The organism is Sorangium sp. So ce176 (assembly GCF_051519835.1).
Taxonomy (GTDB): domain Bacteria; phylum Myxococcota_A; class Polyangia; order Polyangiales; family Polyangiaceae; genus Sorangium; species Sorangium cellulosum_G.
In genome coordinates this window covers 587,860-607,389 of the sequence record NZ_CP150371.1, presented here as the reverse complement: position 1 = coordinate 607,389, position 19,530 = coordinate 587,860, and the positions used below count along the sequence as shown (strand labels likewise).

Sequence of the window (19,530 nt, the reverse complement as noted above, 5' to 3'; positions counted from 1 at the left end):
GGTTGAATCCCGTGCCCCCGCTCGACCGACGCGCTGCTACGTGAGGTGAAGACTGACCCCGGGTGGGCGTGCGCGCCACGTCCGGCGCGGTTCACCAGAGCGGAAGGCCCCGGGTCCTGGAGGGGAAAGCGGTGTCCTGACCGGCGCAAGGGCGCCTCGCAGGAGGCGGGCGCGCTCAGGGGCGAAGGCGCCCCTGGCGCGCCGCGCGGCTGCTACTCCTCGTTCACGGCGGTGAGCGTCTCCTCGGGACGCGGCCGCGGGGCGACGTACGGGGCCTGGACCACCGGCTCGCCCTCGACCACGACCTGGAGGCGCTTGTAGGCAGGCAGCCCCGTCCCGGCCGGGATCAGGCGGCCCATGATGACGTTCTCCTTGAGACCGCGGAGATCGTCCGTCTTGCCGTTGATCGCGGCCTCGGTGAGCACCTTGGTCGTCTCCTGGAACGACGAGGCGCTGATGAACGACTCGGTCGACAGGCTGGCCTTGGTGATGCCGAGGAGGAGCGCCTCGGCGATGGCGGGCTTGCCGCCGCGCTCGAGGACGGTCTCGTTCTCCTTCTCGAAGATGTGCTTCTCCACCTGCTCGTCGACCAGGAAGTTGGTGTCGCCGACCTCGCGCACGCGGACCCGCCGGAGCATCTGCCGGACGATGACCTCGATGTGCTTGTCGTTGATCCCGACGCCCTGGAGCCGGTAGACCTGCTGGATCTCGTTCACGAGCCAGGCCGACAGCTCCTTCTCGCCCTTCACCCGGAGGATGTCGTGCGGGTTCGGCGGGCCGTCCTGGAGGGGGTCACCCGCGCGCACCCGGTCACCCGGCTGCACCTGGATGTGCTTGCCCTTGGGGATCAGGTACTCGCGCGCCTGATCGCCGAGCGCGTGCCCGTCCGGCGAGTACGGCGTGATGATGACCTTCCGCTTGCCCTTCGTGTCCTTGCCGAACGTGACCTCGCCGTCGATCTCGCTGATGATCGCGTGATCCTTGGGCTTTCGGGCCTCGAACAGCTCGGCGACGCGGGGCAGACCGCCGGTGATGTCCTGCACCTTCGTCGTGTCGCGCGGGATCTTCGCGATGACCTCGCCGGCCTCGATGAGATCCCCCTCTTGGGCGACGATGTGCGCGCCGACAGGCAGCAGGTAGCGCGCCTCGAGCTCGCTGTTCGGGAGCTTCAGCGTCCTGCCCGACTCGGGGTCCTTCAGGGAGATGCGCGGGCGGACGTCGGCCGCCTTCGACTCGATGACGACCTTCCGGGAGAGGCCCGTCACCTCGTCGAGGCGATCCTGCACGCTGACGCCCTCGATGAGGTCGCCGAACTTCACCACGCCGGAGACCTCGGTGAGGATCGGCGTCGCGAACTGGTCCCACTCGGCGAGGAGCTCGCCGGGCTTGGTGCGATCGCCGTCGGCCTTCTTGAGGATGGCGCCGTAGACGAGGCGGTTGTGCTCGCGCTCGCGGCCCGTCTCATCGACGACCACGATCTCGCCGTGGCGGTTCATGACCACCATGGTGCCGTCCTTCTTCTTCTGGACGACAGCGCGACGCAGGCGGACGGTGCCCTCGGTGCGGGCCTCGAGGTAGCTCGCCTCGATCTTGCCGCGCGCCGCGGTGCCGCCGATGTGGAAGGTGCGCATCGTGAGCTGCGTGCCGGGCTCGCCGATCGACTGGGCGGCGATGATGCCGACCGCCTCGCCGATGTTGACCCGGTAGCCGCGCGCGAGGTCGCGCCCGTAGCACAGCGCGCAGACCCCGCGGCGGAGCTGGCACGTGAGCACCGAGCGGATGACGACCTCCTCGATGCCGGCGTCCTCGATGGACCGCACCGACTGCTCGTCGAGCTCGGTGTTCGCCGTGATGAGCACCTCGCCGGTGAGCGGGTCGACGACGTCCTCCAGCGCGACGCGGCCGAGGATGCGGTCGCCGAGCGGCTGGATGACCTCGCCGGCCTCCTCGAGCTTCGCCACGCGGATGCCGTCGAGCGTGCCGCAGTCGAACTCGGAGATGACCGCGTCCTGCGCCACGTCGACGAGCCGCCGGGTGAGGTAACCCGAGTTCGCCGTCTTGAGCGCCGTGTCGGCGAGGCCCTTGCGGGCGCCGTGCGTCGAGATGAAGTACTGGAGCACGCTGAGACCCTCGCGGAAGTTCGCGGTGATCGGCGTCTCGATGATCTCGCCGGACGGTTTGGCCATCAGGCCGCGCATCGCGGCGAGCTGCCGGATCTGCTGCGTGGAGCCGCGCGCGCCGGAGTCGGCCATGATGTAGATGGGGTTGAAGCTCGGCTCGATCGAGGACTTGCCCGTCTCGTGATCGACGATCGTCTCCTTGCCGATGCCGCCCATCATCTCCGTCGTGACCTGGTCGGCGATGCTCGCCCAGATATCGACGATCTTGTTGTACCGCTCGCCGTCCGTGATGAGCCCCTCCTGGTACTGCTCGACGACGCGCTCGACCTCCTTCTGCGCCTCGCCCAGAAGGACCTTCTTGGCCGCGGGGATCACCATGTGATCCATGCAGATCGAGATGCCCGCCCGCATCGCGTGGTCGAAGCCGAGCGTGCGGAGCCGGTCCGCGAGGAGGACGGTCTCCTTGTTGCGGTGGATGCGGTAGCAGACGTCGATGAGCGCCGAGAGCGCCTTCTTGTCGAGGGTCTTGTTCGCGTACTCGAACGCGACCCCCTTCGGGAGGACCTCGGAGATGATGACGCGGCCCACCGTGGTCTCGACGATCCGGCGCTTCACGTGGCCGAACTCGTCGAGCTGCGGGTTGCCGTCGTCGTCGATGATCGGGACGCGGACGCGGATGCCGGCGTGCAACGCGACCTCGCCGTTGTCGTAGGCCATCCGCACCTCCTCGGGGGAGGCGTAGATGCCCCGCAGGTAGCCCTGCGCCACGCCATCCTCGCCGAAGGAGAGGGTGTCGGCGCGGTAGGACCCCCGCTCGAACTTCCGCTCGCGGGTCGCGTAGTAGAGCCCGAGCACGATGTCCTGCGTCGGGTTGATGATCGGCTTGCCGCTCGCGGGCGAGAGGATGTTGTTCGTGCTCATCATGAGCACGCGCGCCTCCATCTGCGCCTCGACCGACAGCGGCACGTGGACCGCCATCTGGTCGCCGTCGAAGTCGGCGTTGAACGCCGCGCAGACAAGCGGGTGGAGCTGGATCGCCTTGCCCTCGATGAGGACCGGCTCGAACGCCTGGATGCCGAGGCGGTGGAGCGTCGGGGCGCGGTTCAGGAGCACCGGGTGCTCGCTGATGACCTCCTCGAGGATGTCCCAGACCTCCGGGCGCTCCTTCTCCACCATCTTCTTCGCGCTCTTGATGGTGTTGACGTAGCCGCGCTCTTCCAGCTTGTTGTAGATGAACGGCTTGAAGAGCTCGAGCGCCATCTTCTTGGGCAGTCCGCACTGGTGCAGGCGCAGCGTCGGGCCCACGACGATGACCGAGCGGCCCGAGTAGTCGACGCGCTTGCCGAGCAGGTTCTGGCGGAACCGGCCCTGCTTGCCCTTCAGCATGTCCGAGAGCGACTTGAGGGGGCGCTTGTTCGGGCCGGTGATCGTCTTGCCGCGGCGGCCGTTGTCGAACAGCGCGTCGACCGCCTCCTGCAGCATCCGCCGCTCGTTCCGGATGATGATCTCCGGCGCGTTCAGCTCGAGGAGCCGCTTCAGGCGGTTGTTGCGGTTGATGACGCGCCGGTACAGGTCGTTCAGGTCGCTGGTCGCGAAGCGGCCGCCGTCCAGGGGGACGAGCGGGCGCAGATCCGGCGGCAGCACCGGGATCACGGTCAGCATCATCCACTCCGGCCGATTGCCGCTCTCGCGGAAGGCCTCGACGACCTTCAGCCGCTTGGCGAGCTTCTTCCGCTTCGCCTCGCTGGTGGCGGCGCGCATCTCGGTCCTGAGCAGCTCCGCCAGGCCGTGGACGTCGACCTGCTTGAGCATCTCGAGGACCGCCTCGCCGCCCATCCCGGCGCTGAACTTGTCGTCACCGTACTCGTCGAGGAGCTGCAGATAGCGCTCCTCGCTCAGGAGATCGCCCCGCATGAGGCCGGTCTCCTTCGGATCGATGACGATGTAGGCCTCGCAATAGAGCACCTTCTCCAGGTCCTTGAGCGTGATGTCGAGCATGTTGCCGATGCGCGACGGCAGGCTCTTCAGGAACCAGATGTGGGCGACCGGCGTGGCCAGCGAGATGTGCCCGAGCCGCTCGCGGCGGACCTTCGACTGGATGACCTCGACGCCGCACTTCTCGCACACGATGCCACGGTGCTTCATGCGCTTGTACTTGCCGCAATTGCACTCGTAGTCCTTCACCGGCCCGAAGATCTTGGCGCAGAACAGGCCATCTCGCTCCGGCTTGAACGTCCGGTAATTGATGGTCTCCGGCTTCTTCACCTCGCCGTGCGACCACTCGCGGATCTTCTCCGGGCTCGCGAGCGAGATGCGGATGGCGCTGAACGACAGCGGGTCTTTGGGCTTCTCAAAGAAGCTGAAGATGTCACGCATGGAGACCTCCGGAGACGGAAACGAAACCGATGAACCTGTCCGCGCCCACTGTGTCAGCCTTCGGGGGCGCGCCGCCCGCGCGGCGCGCCGCAACCGCCATCACCGACCAGGCGCGCGGCGCTCGTGACGTGACGAACTGCATCACTCCTCTTCCTCCGCGGCCGAGGCCTCCACGCCCCCGGTCGACTCGACCAGCTCCACGTTCAGGCACAGCGACTGGAGCTCCTTGATGAGCACGTTGAAGCTCTCCGGCAGCCCCGCCTCCAGGGTGTAATCCCCCTTCACGATGGCCTCGTACATCCGGGTGCGGCCCATCACGTCGTCGCTCTTCACGGTGAGGAACTCCTGCAGCGCGTAGGCCGCGCCATAGGCCTCCATCGCCCACACCTCCATCTCGCCGAGACGCTGCCCGCCGAACTGCGCCTTGCCGCCGAGGGGCTGCTGCGTGACCAGCGAGTAGGGCCCGATCGAGCGGGCGTGGATCTTGTCGTCGACGAGGTGGTGGAGCTTCAGCATGTACATGATGCCCACCGTGACGTTCTGATCGAACGCGTCGCCCGTGCGGCCGTCGAAGAGGATCGCCTGCCCCGAGGTGGGGAGCCCGGCGAGATCGAGCGCGCCCTTGATGTCGGACTCGTGCGCGCCGTCGAACACCGGCGATCCCATGAAGACACCCTCGTCGACCGTCTTGATGAAGCGCTTGACGTCGCCGTCATCGAGGTTGTCGAAGAAGCCGTCCATCGACTCGTCGCCCGCGTAGATGGCCTTCAGGTGCTCCTTGATCTCGGCCGTCGCCCGCTGCTGCTCCAGCATGCGCTGGAGCTGGTTACCGAGCTCGAAGGCGCCCCACCCGAGGTGAATCTCGAGGATCTGACCGACGTTCATGCGGCTCGGCACGCCGAGCGGGTTGAGCACGAGGTCGACCGGCCTGCCGTCCTGCAGATACGGCATGTCCTCCTCGGGGAGGATCCGGCTGATGACACCCTTGTTGCCGTGGCGGCCCGCCATCTTGTCGCCGACCTGGAGCTTGCGCTTGATGGCGATATAGACCTTCACCATCTTGATGACGCCAGGCGGCAGCTCGTCGCCCTTGGAGAGGCGATCGATCTTGTCGCGGAAGTGCTCCTCGCGCGTGCGGACGAGCTCCTCGAGGTCGCGCAGGATCTGCTGCACCCGCTCCGCGTCGTCGACCGGGATCTCGCCCCAGTACTTGCGCGGGATGTCGACGAGCGACGCCTCATCGATGATGGCGCCCTTCTGGAAGAGCACCTTGCCCTTGTCGTCGACGAGCTTGCCCGTCGTCTCCCTGCCGAGGAGGATCTCGCGGATGCGGCGGAAGAACGAGTCACGGAGGATCTTGATCTCCTCGTCGCGCGTCCGCTCGATCCGGGCCCGCTCCTGATCCTCGATGTCCCGCGCGCGGTCGTCCTTCTCGGTCCCCTTGCGCGAGAACACCCGGGCATTGATGACGATCCCGCCGACGCCGGGCGGCACCTTCAGCGAGCTGTCGCGGACGTCGCCGGCCTTCTCGCCGAAGATCGCCCTGAGCAGCTTCTCCTCGGGCGAGAGCTGGGTCTCACCCTTCGGGGTGATCTTGCCGACCAGGATGTCGCCCGGACGGACCTCGGCCCCGATGCGCACGATGCCGGAGTCGTCGAGGTCCTTGAGCGCCTCCTCGCCGACGTTCGGGATGTCGCGGGTGATCTCTTCCTTGCCGAGCTTCGTGTCGCGGGCGACGCACTCGAACTCCTCGATGTGGATCGAGGTGAACACGTCGTCCTTGGCGATGCGCTCGGAGACCAGGATCGAGTCCTCGAAGTTGTAGCCCTGCCACGGCATGAACGCGACGAGCACGTTCTGGCCGAGCGCGAGCTCGCCCATGTCCGTCGACGGCCCGTCGGCGAGCACGTCGCCCTTCTTCACCACCTCGCCCGTCCTGACGACCGGCTTCTGCGTGTAGCAGGTCGACTGGTTCGAGCGCTGGAACTTCATGAGGTGGTAAATATCGGGCACCTCGGCGCCCTCGCCTTCGGCCCGGACGACGATGCGCGTCGCGTCCACGCTCTCGACCACGCCGGGGCGCCGCGCGATGACGCAGACGCCGGAGTCGCGGGCGAGCCGCTCCTCCATGCCGGTGCCCACGAGCGGGGCATGCGACTGGACCAGCGGCACGGCCTGGCGCTGCATGTTGGCGCCCATGAGCGCGCGGTTCGCGTCGTCGTGCTCGAGGAAGGGCACGAGCGCGGCGGCGACCGACACCATCTGGTTCGGCGCGACGTCCATCAGCTCGACCATCTCGGGGGTGACGATCTTGAACTCGCCGTTGTAACGGGCCGAGACGAGGGACTCCTTGAAGCGCCCGCCCTCATCGAGGTTCACGGTCGCCTGCGCGATGTACTTGCCCTCCTCCTCGAGCGCGGAGAGCCAGATCACGTCCTCCGTCACGCGACCGTTCTCGACCTTGCGGTACGGCGTCTCGACGAAGCCGAACTCGTTCACGCGGGCGAACGTCGACAGCGAGGCGATGAGGCCGATGTTCGGGCCTTCCGGCGTCTCGATCGGGCAGATGCGGCCGTAGTGCGTCGCGTGGACGTCGCGCACCTCGAAGCCGGCGCGCTCGCGGGTGAGGCCGCCCGGCCCGAGCGCCGACAGGCGGCGCTTGTGGGTGACCTCCGAGAGCGGGTTGGTCTGGTCCATGAACTGCGAGAGCTGAGAGCTCCCGAAGTACTCCTTGACCACGGCGCTGACCGGCTTCGCGTTGATCAGATCGTGCGGCATGAGCGTGTCGATCTCCTGCGACATGCTCATGCGCTCCTTGATCGCGCGCTCCATACGGACGAGGCCGATGCGGTACTGGTTCTCCATCAGCTCACCGACCGCGCGCACGCGGCGGTTGCCGAGGTGGTCGATGTCGTCGACCGAGCCGCGGCCGTTCTTGAGCTCGATGAGGTGCCGTACCGTCTCGAGGATGTCCTGCGGGGTGAGCACGGTGAGATCGAGCCCCGGCCGCTCCTCCTCGGGGACGTCCCGGTAGAACTTGTAGTTCAGCTTCAGCCGGCCGACCTTCGACAGGTCGTAGCGCTCGGCGTTGAAGAACAGGTTGTGGAACAGCGTCTTGGCGGTCTCGAGCGTGGGCGGATCGCCCGGCCGCAGGCGCCGGTAGATCTCCAGGATCGAGTCCTCCATCGTCTTCACCTTGTCGGTGAGCAGCGTGTCGCGGAGGTACGAGCCCACGTTCAGGCCGTCGATGAAGAGGATGCGGAACTGCTCGATGTTCGCCTCGCGCAGCCGCTCCAGCTTCGCCTCGGTGAGCTCCTCGTTCACCTCGACCACGACCTCGCCCGTCTCCGGGTCGACGATGTCGTGCGCCGCCACCTTCCCGACGAGCTCCTCCGGCTCGAGGCTGAGCCGCTCGAGCTTCGCCTCCTTCATCTTCCGGATGGCAGCGCGCGTGAACTTGGTGTTCTTTTTGACGATGACGTCGTTGCCGATCTTGATGTCGCGCGTCGTCCGCTGGCCTGCGAGGAGGTCATACTCGATGCTCTTCGCGTACTTGCCGCCCTTCTCGAGGAACACGGTCTCCGTCGAGTAGAAGTAGTTCAGCAGGTCCTGCGTCGAGTAGCCGAGCGCGCGCAGCAGCACGGTCGCGTGCATCTTCCGCCGGCGGTCGATGCGAACGTAGATGATGTCCTTCGGGTCGAACTCGAAGTCGAGCCACGAGCCGCGGTAGGGGATGACGCGCGCGGAATAGAGCAGCTTGCCGCTCGAGTGCGTCTTGCCCTTGTCGTGATCGAAGAAGACGCCTGGGCTTCGGTGGAGCTGGCTGACGACGACGCGCTCGGTGCCGTTGATGATGAACGTGCCCGTCTCGGTCATCAGCGGCAGCTCGCCGAAGTAGACCTCCTGCTCCTTGATGTCGCGCACGATCCGCTCCCCGCCGTCGCGGGTGTCGTAGATCATGAGCTGGTTCGTGACCTTGATCGGCGCCGAGTAGGTCATACCGCGCTGGCGACACTCATCGACGTCGTACTTCGGCGGCTCGAGGTTGTACGAGACGAAGACGAGCTCGCTCGTGCCGTTGAAGTCTTTGATCGGGAAGACCGAGCGGAACACCGCCTGCAGCCCGACCTCCTCCCGCTCGTTCGGCGGAACGCTCATCTGGAGGAATTTGTCGTAGCTCGACTTCTGGATGTCGATCAGGTTGGGGACGTCGATGATGCGACGAACGCGACCCAGGTTCTTACGGACGCGGAAGTTGGATTGGACGACCGACGGCATCGATTTCCTCCGGCTCACACGAGACGTGCGGGGCGGGCGCACGGCTCGAACCGAGCAACGAACACGAAGCTACGCACCAATGGCGAGCGAGCGTCCCCAGGGTGTGAGGACCCAGAACATCTTGGCTGTGGGGGCAGAGCGGACCGCGTGGCGACCCATTGAGCTCCGGCATTGGTCGAGGACCCGCACCCGCGGTCCTCTTCAGAGTTGACCGAGGACCCGTACCTGCGGTCCTCTTCTTCAGCAGCGGTCGAGGGCCCGTACCCGTGGTCCTCGACAGAGGGTCCGCACGCGCGGTCCCCTTCTTCAAACAAAAGCGGGACGTGCGGCAGGGACGACCGCCCCTGCCGCCGTCCTCCGGCGGATCCCGATTTCCCTTGCAGGGAGCGGTGATCGTTACTTGAGCTCGACGGTAGCACCTGCCTCGACGAGCTTCTTCTTCATCTCCTCCGCATCCGCCTTGGAAACCTGCTCCTTGACGGTCTTCGGCGCGGCCTCGACCAGGTCCTTCGCCTCCTTCAGGCCCAGACCGGTGATCTCACGGATCGCCTTGATGACGCCGATCTTGTTGCTGCCCGCGTTTGCGAGGATGACGTCGAACTCGGTCTGCTCCGGGGCCTTCTCGGCCGGGGCCGCGGGGCCGGGGCCAGCCGCGACGGCGACGGCCGCGGGGGCAGCCTTGACGCCCCACTTGTTCTCGAGGTCCTTGATGAGCTCGGCGATCTGGATGACAGGGAGGTTGGAGAGGTAATCGACGACCTGCTCGCGCGTGATCTCAGCCATTGCAAGACTCCTTCAAACTCTTCTGCGCGCCCCGGGGAGGGGGCCATGTAAACCAAAACCAGACGGGCGCAAGGCCCAATTGATACGAAAGCGCCCGTTCAGCCCGACGAGCCCGCGTCTTCCTTCGCCTTCAGGAGATAGGCGAAATTCTGGAGAGGCGCGTTGAGCTGCTGCACGAACTGCTGGAGCGGCGCCTGGAGCGTCGCGAGCAGGGTGGCACGAAGCTCATCCTTGCCGGGCATCGTCGCGAGCTGCGTCTCGACCGCGTCACCCGAGAGGATCTGACCCTCGATGAGCCCGGCCTTGATCTGGAGCTTCTGGTTGTCCTTGCGGAACGCCTTGACGACCTTGGCTGCCGCGCTCGGATCCTCGTAGCTCCAGGCCACGCCGGTCATGCCGGTCAGGCTCTTCACGAGCGTGTTCGCCCAGGGGTGCTCCTTGATGGCGTGGCGGACGAGCGTGTTCTTCACGACCCGGTATTCCACGCCGGACTTCCGGAACTCATCGCGAAGCTTGGTGACCGCCTCGACGTTCATCCCTTTGAAATCCAGGAAGACCGCGGAAGACATCCGCTCGAACTTCTGCCGGACTGAGCCGACAACCGCTTCCTTCTGGGACCGTTCCATGGGCTACGCCTCCTCTGCCTTGCCGACGAAGTGGACCGGGTCGATGCGAACCCCCGGGCCCATCGTCGAGGACATCGTGATGCTCCGGAGGTAGATGCCCTTCGCCGTCGCCGGCTTGGCCCGGACGAGCGCCTGGATCAGCGCGTCCGCGTTCACGTGGAGCGCGTTCTCCGCGAAGGAGACCTTGCCGATTCGGGCGTGCACGATGCCCGCCTTCTCGACGCGGTACTCGACCTTGCCGGCCTTGGCCTCCGAGATGGCCGTCTTCACGTCGAACGTCACGGTCCCGACCTTCGGGTTCGGCATCAGGCCGCGCGGACCGAGGATACGGCCGAGCTTGCCAACCAGACCCATCATGTCGGGCGTGGCGATCACGCGGTCAAAGTCCATGAAGCCTTCCTGGACCTTGTTCACGAGATCCGCCTCACCGACGAAATCGGCGCCGGCCGCCTCGGCCTCCCTGGCCTTCTCTCCCTTGGCGAACACCAACACCCGGAGCGACTGCCCCGTGCCGTGCGGGAGCACCACGGCGCCGCGGACCATCTGGTCCGCGTGCCGCGGGTTGACCCCCAGCCGGACCGCGAGGTCCACGGTTTCGTCGAACTTGGCGGGTGCGGCTTGCTTCACGAGCGCGCACGCCTCCTGCAGTGTGTACTTTCGAGCGCGGTCGACGGCTGCTCGCGCTGCGACTTTCTTCTTGGCGACTTTCGGCATATGCCCTCCTTCTTAACGGCTCTCGCCTCCCACGGTGCGCCTAAAACTACCGTGGTAAGTCCTTGTTCTTCCCCGCCGGGGCCCCCTCCATCGAGGGCTGCTCGGGCGGAGCGCGCCCCGATCGCGGGGCACGGCTGTGACCAACCTCAGTCGACGATGTCGATGCCCATCGAGCGGGCGGTGCCCGCCATGCTGCGCATCGCGGACTCGAGGTTCGTCGTGTTCATGTCCTGCATCTTGAGCTGGGCAAGCTCCTGCAGCTGCTTCTGCGTCACCTTGCCCACCTTGACCTTGTTGGGCTCCTTGGAGCCCGCACCCGGCTTCTTCTTCGTCTCGAGCCCCGCCGCCTTCTTGAGGAGCACCGAGGCCGGCGGCGTCTTGAGGATGAACGTGAACGAGCGGTCCGAGAAGACCGTGATCACGACGGGGATGATCATGTCCCCCTGCGCCGCCGTCCGCGAGTTGAAGTCCTTGCAGAACGCCATGATGTTGACGCCGTGCTGGCCGAGCGCGGGACCGACGGGGGGCGAGGGGTTGGCCTTGCCCGCCGGAAGCTGCAGCTTCACGTACCCAGTGACTTTCTTCGCCATGATGAATCTCGCACCCTATCGAACCGCCGCCCGACGGGCGGTCTACTTTTCAGAGAAACAGTGAGGTGCCGCGGACGCGCGGTCCTCGCCCGCAGGTTTGCAGCCGTTCGCTCCTGGCTAGCGCTTCTCCACGGCCGCGAAGTCGAGCTCCACGCTGGTGGGTCGGCCGAAGATGCTGACCTTCACCTTGAGCTTCTGCTTGTCCATCTTCACGTCGTCGACCGTGCCGGTGAAGTTCGCGAAGGCCCCGTCCAGGACCCGCACCTCTTCACCCACCTCGAACGTGAGCCGCGGCTTCGGCTTGACCGCCCCCTCGACGATGCCCCGACGGAGGCTATCGATCTGCGCCAGGGGGACCTCCTGCGGCGCCTGGTTGCCGATGAAGCCGGTCACCTTGGGCGTGTCCTTGACCAGGTGCCAGACCTGCTCGTTCATGTCCATCTCGACGAAGATGTAGCCGGGCAGGCTGAGCTTCTGACGAACGCGGGTCTTGCCACCGGGACGGTTCTCCGTGACCGTCTCGCTCGGGATGAGGATCTCGCCGAACCGATCTTCCAGTCCGTACTGCTTCACGCGCTGCTGGAGCGCGTCGCGCACCTTCGCCTCGTATCCCGAGTAGGTATGGATGACGTACCACTTCTTGGCCATGGCGCTTGATTCCCTCAGGGTCTCCCTGCTTCAGCTTCCATCGCCGTAAACGATGTTGGTCACGAATGCCCAGAAGCGGTCGAGCAGCGCCAGGTAGAGGGTCGCCACGGTGGTCGTCGCGATCACGACGAACGTCGAGTTCGTCACCTCTTTCTTGGTCGGCCACTTCACCTTGGCCAGCTCGGCAGCGACCTCATCGCTCCAGGTGCGGAGCTCCGCATTGCGGAACGCGCGCACAACGATCACGAGCGCGACGATGCCGCCGACGACCATGCCGTAGGTCGCCTTGTCGTCGTCACCAACCGCCGACAACGCCGGGAGCGTCCGGCTGAACCAGTCCTTGTTGGCGAGGGTCGCCCAGATGCCGTGAACGATCTTGCCGAGCAGGTAGGCGAGAAGCATCCCGACCGCGAAGAAGCCGGCAAGCACGTAACGCTCGGTCCCGAGCTGAGCGGCCGCGACCTCTTCCTCGGCTTCCTCTGGCTCGCCGGCGCCCTCGACATCAGCCGCCTCCGGCTCCTCGCTCCGCGTCGCGAGGGACGACGTCTCGGCGGGCACGATCGGTCCAGATTCCTCCGGCTCCCCATCCTCCGCGACCTTCGGCGTCTGCTTGTCTTTTTGACCGTTCGCCATAACCACACCAAACGCGCCGACCCGCGGCAGGCGGATGCCTGCTCGATGGGGCTTCGAGGGCCGCCCTTGGGCGCCCGCATTCCCCTGCAGGGGCAGAGAGGCTCGAACTCCCGACCTGCGGATTTGGAATCCGCTGCTCTACCAACTGAGCTATACCCCTAGAACCGCTGCGCCTTCCTGAGCACCCGTTCACTTCGTCTCGTTGTGAACCGTGTGCTTCTTGCACTGCCTGCAGAACTTCTTGAGCGAAACCACCTGGTCGGGCGCCTTCGTCGTCTTGTAGTTCCGCGACTTGCACTCGCTGCAGGCCAGTGAGACGGCGATGCGCGCCGCACGCCACCCACCGGCCTGCTCGCCCATGTCGGCCTCCTACGCGAGGATCTTGGTGACGACGCCGGCGCCCACCGTCTTGCCGCCCTCGCGGATGGCGAAGCGCATCTGCTCCTCCAGCGCGACCGGGGCGATGAGCTCGATCGTCATCGTGATGTTGTCGCCCGGCATCACCATCTTCACCCCCTCGGGGAGGTTCACCGTGCCGGTCACGTCCGTCGTCCGGATGTAGAACTGCGGCCGGTAGTTGGTGAAGAACGGCGTGTGGCGCCCGCCCTCCTCCTTCTTGAGGACGTACACCTCACCGGTGAACTTCGTGTGCGGCGTGATCGACCCGGGCTTCGCGAGCACCTGGCCGCGCTCGATCTCTTCCTTCTCCACGCCGCGGAGGAGGCAGCCGACGTTGTCGCCCGCCTGCCCCTGATCGAGCAGCTTCCGGAACATCTCGACGCCGGTCACGACCGACTTCTTCGTGTCCTTGAAGCCGATGATCTGGACCTCGTCGCCGACCTTGATCACGCCGCGCTCGATGCGGCCCGTGGCCACCGTGCCGCGGCCCTTGATCGAGAACACGTCCTCGATCGCCATCAGGAACGGCTTGTCGATGTCGCGCACCGGCTCGGGGATGTAGCTGTCGAGCGCGTTGAGGAGCTGCTGGATCGTCTCCTCCCACTTCGGGTCGCCCTGCAGCGCAGGCAGCGACGCGCCCCGGATGACCGGCGCGTTGTCGCCGTCGAACTTGTACTTCGACAGGAGCTCGCGGACCTCCATCTCGACAAGGTCGAGCATCTCCGGGTCGTCCACGGCGTCGCACTTGTTGAGGAACACGACGATGTGGTTCAGGCCGACCTGGCGGGCGAGCAGCACGTGCTCGCGCGTCTGCGGCATCACGCTGTCGAGCGACGACACGACGAGGATCGCCCCGTCCATCTGCGCCGCGCCGGTGATCATGTTCTTGATGTAGTCGGCGTGCCCGGGACAGTCGACGTGCGCGTAGTGGCGGTTGACCGACTCGTACTCCACGTGCGCCGCCGCGATGGTCACCGTCTTGGTCTCGTCACGGACCGTCCCGCCCTTCGCGATGTCGGCGTACGAGATCGCCTTCGCCAGCTGGCGCTTCGACTGCACCTTGACGAGCGCGGCCGTGAGCGTGGTCTTGCCGTGGTCGATGTGGCCGATGGTGCCCACGTTCACGTGCGGCTTCGTACGAGTGAATTTCTCCTTGGCCATCGAGATGTCTCCTGCCGGAATGAAGTTCGCGAATGCGTTGCGCTGTCCTCGCTGGAGCCCACCATCGGGATTGAACCGACGACCTCGTCCTTACCAAGGACGTGCTCTGCCAACTGAGCTAGGTGGGCAAACGACCGACCACAGAGCGGGCGACCGGGTTCGAACCGGCGACGTTCAGCTTGGAAGGCTGACGCTCTACCAACTGAGCTACGCCCGCGGGCGCCCGACGGGACGGGTCCCGGCGGATGTGTATCCTGGTCGGATCGCTGTCGGAGCGAAAAACCGCTCCGGTGGAGGGTGATGGATTCGAACCATCGTAGGCATTGCCGGCAGATTTACAGTCTGCTCCCTTTGGCCGCTCGGGCAACCCTCCAGAATTTTCCTACTATCCGATCTTACCGGATCTTGTCCCTACCGTGACCTCCTGAACCATCGACCTGCTGCCTTGCCTCGGAGCTGGCGAGGGGACTTGAACCCCTAACCCCCTGCTTACAAGGCAGGTGCTCTACCGATTGAGCTACGCCAGCGACATCGACCCGCTGCTCGCCCCCGAGGCGCCGGGAGGCGTGCGTGCTGACCTAGCGGACTGTTCCAAGACCGATCACTTTTTTACGAGCAATCTACTCCCGGCCCTGCTGAACCGTCTGCCTGCGCCGTTCGGGGTGTGCCGATCGGGCTGGACCGCAGCGAGGTGAAGCCGTTGGCGCCGCTCACGTCGCTCAGAAGGTAGACGAGTCCCGCGAAGGGAGGAGGCTCTTAGCCCCCTGCAAGAGACGTGTCAAGCGGTGTGCATCGTTTTCGTCCGTTTCGCTGGATCCGCGGCGGGAGCGCGGTCCGTCGCGTCGGGCAGCGGGAGCGCCCACCCCGTCCGGCGGGGCGTATCTCGCTCGAGAGCTACCCGCTTTCAAGATGAACGTCGCACGTGCGGCGAAACCGGCGTCGAATCTCGCGTCGTACCGCGCTTCGATCCGCGCTCCGCGCCGTCCGGTCGTGCGCGGCGAGGCCCGCGCCGCGAAGCCTGACCCGCCGCGACGGCGCGGCGCGGTCGCGGCAGCGCCGCGCGCCGTCGCGGCGGCACCGCGAGAGCTCCCTTGCGCTCGGCGCGCGGCTGCTGCGATCCTGCCCCGCGCACCTTCGCCCGGGCGCGCAGCAGAGCAGCCCGAGACGACGGGCGCGTCTCGTCATGCTTCGGGGGTAGAGGTTCGATCGCATGGACTGTCCCGCTTGCCATCAGCCAAACATCGATGGGGCGCGCTTCTGCGCCACGTGCGGCGCGCTCCTCCCTGTCGCGCCGGTGGAGGCAGATCCGCTCATCGGCACGATCGTCGGCGGCCGGTTCCGGATCGTCGGGGTGCTTGGCGAGGGCGGGATGGGCCGCGTCTACAACGGCGAGCAGCCGATGGGGACGTCGGTGCGGAAGGTCGCCGTCAAGACGCTGCTCTCGCAGCACGCGAAGGACCCGCAGGTGGTCGCGCGCTTCATGCGAGAGTGCGGCACGGTCAGCGAGCTCGAGCACCCGAACACGATCAAGGTCTACGACTTCGGTCAGACGAACACGGGGGAGCTCTACATCGCGATGGAGCTCCTCAACGGGCAGTCGCTCGAGGAGGCGCTCGAGAGGGGCGGCGCGCTCTCTCCCGAGCGGGTCGATCGCATCATCGCGCAGGTGTGCGGGTCGCTCCACGAGGCGCACGAGAAGGGGATCGTCCACCGCGATCTCAAGCCCGCCAACATCTTCTTGACCAGGCGCGCGGGCGAGGAGGACTACGTCAAGGTCCTCGACTTCGGCATCGCGAAGCGCGACGACCGCAGCGCCAAGGCCGAGCAGAAGCTGACGCAGCAGGGGATGGTGCTCGGCACGCCGCCGTACATGAGCCCCGAGCAGTTCACGGGGACGGAGCTCGACGCGCGCAGCGACATCTACTCGCTCGGCGTGCTGACCTACGAGATGCTCACCGGGCGCCTGCCGTTCGACGCCGACACGCCGTGGGCGTGGGCGACGCAGCACATGACGGCGCAGCCGTTCCCGTTCGAGGCCGTGCCGATGGGCGCCGCGGCGCCGCCGAAGATGAAGGCGGCCGTCATGAGGGCCCTCAGCAAGAAGCGCGAGGACCGCCAGCAGTCGGCGCGGGATTTCTACGAGGAGCTCACGATCGGCGCAGGGCCCCGCCTCTCGGTGCTCGGGGCGGCGCCGCGCACCCAGGTCGGGCTCGAGGCCCCGACCAGCGGGACCGCACTGATGCCATCGCGCTCGGGTCAGACCCAGATCGGCGAGCCGCTCTTCGTCGCGGGCCCGCCGACGGGGGCTGGCAGGACCGTCGTCAACCCCCAGGCGGGCCACCACGCGGCCACGGTGATGGATCAGGCGGCGATGCCGTCGGGCGCCGTGCCGGCGCACCCGCCCGTGCACACCGGCAGCGGCCAGGTGTTTCCCGCGCCGCCGCCCCCGCCCGCGCAGAAGAACAAGACCGCCCCGATCCTCGCGGCCGTCGCGGCCGTCGCGGTGCTCGGGGTCGTGGGCATCGTCATGATGACGAGGAGGGGCAGCGGGAATGCGACCGACGAGAGCGCCTCGAACCTGATCCCGCTGCCGAGCGCGCCGTCGGTCACCGTGACGTCGGACCCCACCGTGGCTGTGCCCACGAGCGAGCCCTCCGCCCCCGAGCCCCCGCCCGACACGGACGAGCCCGTCAAGAAGGCGTCCCCGGACGAAGTCCCGAAGAGCACGCCGACCGCGACCGCCGGGCCCAAGACCGCGCCCGCCGGCAACGAGAAGGCCGAGCAGGAGTGCAGGGCCGCGATCAACCTGGCGAACGGCGGCAACACAGACCTCGCGGTGAAGCGCTTCGCGGGCTGCGACGGCGCCAGGAAGGCCGAGGCGCGAGCCGCGATCGGCGCGAGCGCCAAGCGAGCCGTGGCGTCCAAGGGGTGTGGGGCCAAGTCCCACGCGCTCGCGGCGGCGCGGATCGGGGCGAGCGAGGCCATGTCCCAGCTACCGGCGCGCTGCAAGTGACGACGTAACGTCGTGAGGAGCTGGGTACAACGCCCAGGGGGTCCCAGCTGTTCCATGGTTGCCTTGACGCCCGATTTTGACAGGTGCTAGATCCCGCCCTGAGGTTCTGAAGGCTCATTGGACGCCGCACCCTGGCTTGTTAGGTCGGCTCTTGACTTTGGAACATGGGGGAGAAGGTCGCTCACGGGACATGGGCAGTAAGATTCGTTTGGCCGCGCCTCGGATGACATGGCGCGACATATGTCGTTCTGAAGAGTTCGCTGGGCGATGGGTCGCCCTTGACAATGTCAGGTACGTTCAGGGCGCTCCCCAGCCGGCCGAGGCCGACGTTGTGGACGCCGATGACGATCTGGCCGACTTATGCGCGAGGATGCGCGAAGCCGACCGCACGGCTTGCGCGATCCTCTTCGTCGAGGACGAGGGCTCGGTCCCCTCGCGGGTCCAGCGCCTGCCGCAGCTCTGGCGTCGCGTCGCACATCACTGACCCGCCAGAACATCACCACCCACCCAGCCACCCGATGTAGCGAGCGCCTCCTGGAGGAGTGCAGCGAGCCGAGCGTTGCTCGGCGAGCTCAGCCTCCCGGCGCTCGCAGCGTCGCGTTCTGTCCGTGCGTCATCACCGCTGCGACGCAAGCGTGGGCCGCTCGCGTCCGCGATCGTTGATTGGCGTCGGCCCGTCGGCTGCCGGTTACTTGAGGATCGGCTTCAGCAGCGTCTTGCCGTCCTTGACGACGACGTCGTAGTCGACGGACCTGGCCGGGTTCGTCGCGCGCAGCTTCGCGGCCTGCGCGCGGAGGCTCTCGGCCAGGCGCTCGTACGTGACGCCGGCCGTCGACTCCCGCGCCGCGCGCTTGGTCTCGACGTACTTCGCGTAGATCTGACGCAGCCGCTGCTCCGGGAGATCGTCGTCGCGCGCGGCGGGCCGCTGCGGGGGCGGCGCGGGTCGCGCGCGCACGCCAGCGTCGAGGCCCGCGCGCGCGGCCTCCGGGGGGCGCGATGACGCGCGCGGCGCCGCATGCCGAGCTCCGCTCGCCGTGCCGGCGTCCGCGGCGGGCGGCACCGTGGAGCGACGGCGCCGGGTAGGCGGCGGCCGGTCCGAGTGCACGCGCTCCTGCCGCCTCGCTCCAGCGCCCGTCGCCGCGGGCGCCGCTGCGGGGGCGGCCGCTGGCGCTGGCGCGGGAGGGGCCGGCCGAGGTCGGACAGGGGGCGGGGGCGGTCGCTTCGGCGGGGGCGGGGGTTCAGGCGCGACGTCCGCCTGGAGGACGGGCGGTGCGGCCGCTACCTTCGTCGCGTCGCCGGCCGCACCGCTCTGCGCGCGCTGGGCGCGCATCTCCGCCGCGAGCTCGGCCAGCCGCTGACGGCTCGTGGCGCCCGCCGCCGCCGGCTGGTTCCGGTCGGCAGCGGGGCGCGCGGAGGTCCTGCCGCCCGGGGGGGAGACCTCGGCCGGCTTTGCCTCGGCCGGCTTGATCTCCGCGGACTTCTGCTGAGGCCTGGTGAGGCCGAGCCCGCGAGGCAAACCCCCGAGCGGGGCGGGCTTCACGGCGGCCGTGGCCTGGGGTGGGGCAGGCGGCACGAGCGCGACGAGCGGGCGCACCTGCGGGCCCGCGGGCGCGGCGCTCGACGCCTCCGGCGCGATCGGCTGCGCAGGGGCCTCGCGCCGAGGGGCGTCCTCGACAGCGAGCGCTTGCTTTCGCGCCGGCGACGCGGGGGGCAACGGCGGAGGCGCCAGCGTGACCGCCTCGTCGTCGACGTCGATCTCCTCGTGATCCTCGGCGCCATCGCTGCGGCGGGGCGCCTCGCCCGCCGTCGCCTGCTGCTCGGCGAGGTCCGCGTAGCGCTCCGCCCGCTTGCGCCCGACGATCGTGAGCGCTTCCTTCGCCCCGACCCGCTTCGCTGCGCGGATGACGTCGCGGCGGTACGTCCCGTTCTCGATCTCGCGCGCGATGCGGCCCCAGTACTGCTGGAACGTGTTGTAGCGCTGGAACAGCATCTGGAACTTGAACCGGAGCCCGGTGTTCCTGATCTGCTCGCGCCGCATCACCCAGATGCGGCGGTCGACGTCCTTCCGAGGGATGAGCGGCTCCAGCCGCTCGATGCCCATGAAGTACTGCTCGTACAGCGCGCGCAGCCGCTCGATGCGCGTCTCCAGCTCCTCAAGCTCCCGCTCGACCTCGCTCGATTCCATCGCG

13 protein-coding genes and 5 tRNA genes are annotated in these 19,530 nt (G+C 67.5%); 1 reads left to right on the top strand and 17 read right to left on the bottom strand.

What is annotated here, in order from left to right; all coding sequences use genetic code 11:
• Nucleotides 1-212 precede the first annotated feature (212 nt).
• The 16 genes from rpoC to WMF42_RS02235 all read right to left on the bottom strand — a co-directional run bounded on the left by rpoC (nucleotide 213) and on the right by WMF42_RS02235 (nucleotide 14,855).
• Nucleotides 213-4,496: a DNA-directed RNA polymerase subunit beta' gene (gene rpoC / locus WMF42_RS02310; protein WP_061611812.1), complete on the bottom strand. Its 4,284-nt coding sequence runs from the start codon at nucleotides 4,494-4,496 to the stop codon at nucleotides 213-215.
• Nucleotides 4,489-4,638, bottom strand: a complete 150-nt coding sequence (locus WMF42_RS02305; RefSeq protein WP_155798895.1) for a hypothetical protein — start codon at nucleotides 4,636-4,638, stop codon at nucleotides 4,489-4,491. Before WMF42_RS02305 ends, rpoC begins: the two co-directional genes overlap by 8 nt.
• Nucleotides 4,638-8,774: a DNA-directed RNA polymerase subunit beta gene (gene rpoB, locus WMF42_RS02300; RefSeq protein WP_437689947.1), complete on the bottom strand. Its 4,137-nt coding sequence runs from the start codon at nucleotides 8,772-8,774 to the stop codon at nucleotides 4,638-4,640. Before rpoB ends, WMF42_RS02305 begins: the two co-directional genes overlap by 1 nt.
• 396 nt (nucleotides 8,775-9,170) lie before the next feature.
• On the bottom strand, nucleotides 9,171-9,557 hold the full coding sequence (gene rplL, locus WMF42_RS02295; RefSeq protein WP_061611810.1) for a 50S ribosomal protein L7/L12: 387 nt from the start codon (nucleotides 9,555-9,557) through the stop codon (nucleotides 9,171-9,173).
• A gap of 98 nt (nucleotides 9,558-9,655) precedes the next feature.
• Nucleotides 9,656-10,183 carry a 50S ribosomal protein L10 gene (gene rplJ / locus WMF42_RS02290; protein ID WP_061611809.1) on the bottom strand — a complete coding sequence of 176 codons (528 nt, stop codon included), beginning with the start codon at nucleotides 10,181-10,183 and terminating at the stop codon, nucleotides 9,656-9,658.
• 3 nt (nucleotides 10,184-10,186) lie between these two features.
• On the bottom strand, nucleotides 10,187-10,897 hold the full coding sequence (gene rplA, locus WMF42_RS02285; RefSeq protein ID WP_061611808.1) for a 50S ribosomal protein L1: 711 nt from the start codon (nucleotides 10,895-10,897) through the stop codon (nucleotides 10,187-10,189).
• A gap of 146 nt (nucleotides 10,898-11,043) precedes the next feature.
• Nucleotides 11,044-11,487 (bottom strand): 50S ribosomal protein L11, encoded by a 444-nt coding sequence (gene rplK, locus WMF42_RS02280; RefSeq protein ID WP_020732610.1) that lies wholly within the window; start codon nucleotides 11,485-11,487, stop codon nucleotides 11,044-11,046.
• A gap of 117 nt (nucleotides 11,488-11,604) precedes the next feature.
• The gene (gene nusG, locus WMF42_RS02275; protein WP_061611807.1) at nucleotides 11,605-12,135 is read right to left on the bottom strand and encodes a transcription termination/antitermination protein NusG; all 531 of its coding nucleotides are present in this window, start codon (nucleotides 12,133-12,135) and stop codon (nucleotides 11,605-11,607) included.
• A 30-nt stretch (nucleotides 12,136-12,165) separates the two neighbouring features.
• Nucleotides 12,166-12,768: a preprotein translocase subunit SecE gene (gene secE, locus WMF42_RS02270; protein WP_233562403.1), complete on the bottom strand. Its 603-nt coding sequence runs from the start codon at nucleotides 12,766-12,768 to the stop codon at nucleotides 12,166-12,168.
• A gap of 87 nt (nucleotides 12,769-12,855) precedes the next feature.
• Nucleotides 12,856-12,928: transfer RNA gene (locus WMF42_RS02265), tRNA-Trp, on the bottom strand.
• 29 nt (nucleotides 12,929-12,957) lie between these two features.
• Entirely contained in the window at nucleotides 12,958-13,128 is a 171-nt protein-coding gene (gene rpmG / locus WMF42_RS02260) for a 50S ribosomal protein L33 (protein ID WP_061611806.1), read from the bottom strand.
• A gap of 9 nt (nucleotides 13,129-13,137) precedes the next feature.
• Nucleotides 13,138-14,328 (bottom strand): elongation factor Tu, encoded by a 1,191-nt coding sequence (gene tuf / locus WMF42_RS02255; protein ID WP_434045295.1) that lies wholly within the window; start codon nucleotides 14,326-14,328, stop codon nucleotides 13,138-13,140.
• Between the two features lie 52 nt (nucleotides 14,329-14,380).
• Nucleotides 14,381-14,456 (bottom strand) — tRNA-Thr (locus WMF42_RS02250).
• A gap of 16 nt (nucleotides 14,457-14,472) precedes the next feature.
• Nucleotides 14,473-14,545: transfer RNA gene (locus tag WMF42_RS02245), tRNA-Gly, on the bottom strand.
• A gap of 74 nt (nucleotides 14,546-14,619) precedes the next feature.
• A tRNA-Tyr gene (locus tag WMF42_RS02240) sits at nucleotides 14,620-14,701 on the bottom strand.
• 81 nt (nucleotides 14,702-14,782) lie between these two features.
• A tRNA-Thr gene (locus WMF42_RS02235) sits at nucleotides 14,783-14,855 on the bottom strand.
• Between the two features lie 683 nt (nucleotides 14,856-15,538).
• Between WMF42_RS02235 and WMF42_RS02230 the strand changes: the two genes are divergently transcribed.
• The gene (locus tag WMF42_RS02230; protein WP_437689946.1) at nucleotides 15,539-17,341 is read left to right on the top strand and encodes a serine/threonine-protein kinase; all 1,803 of its coding nucleotides are present in this window, start codon (nucleotides 15,539-15,541) and stop codon (nucleotides 17,339-17,341) included.
• A 688-nt stretch (nucleotides 17,342-18,029) separates the two neighbouring features.
• Here WMF42_RS02230 and WMF42_RS02225 read toward each other — a convergent pair.
• Nucleotides 18,030-19,526: an MXAN_5187 C-terminal domain-containing protein gene (locus WMF42_RS02225; protein ID WP_437689945.1), complete on the bottom strand. Its 1,497-nt coding sequence runs from the start codon at nucleotides 19,524-19,526 to the stop codon at nucleotides 18,030-18,032.
• Nucleotides 19,527-19,530: the final 4 nt, after the last annotated feature.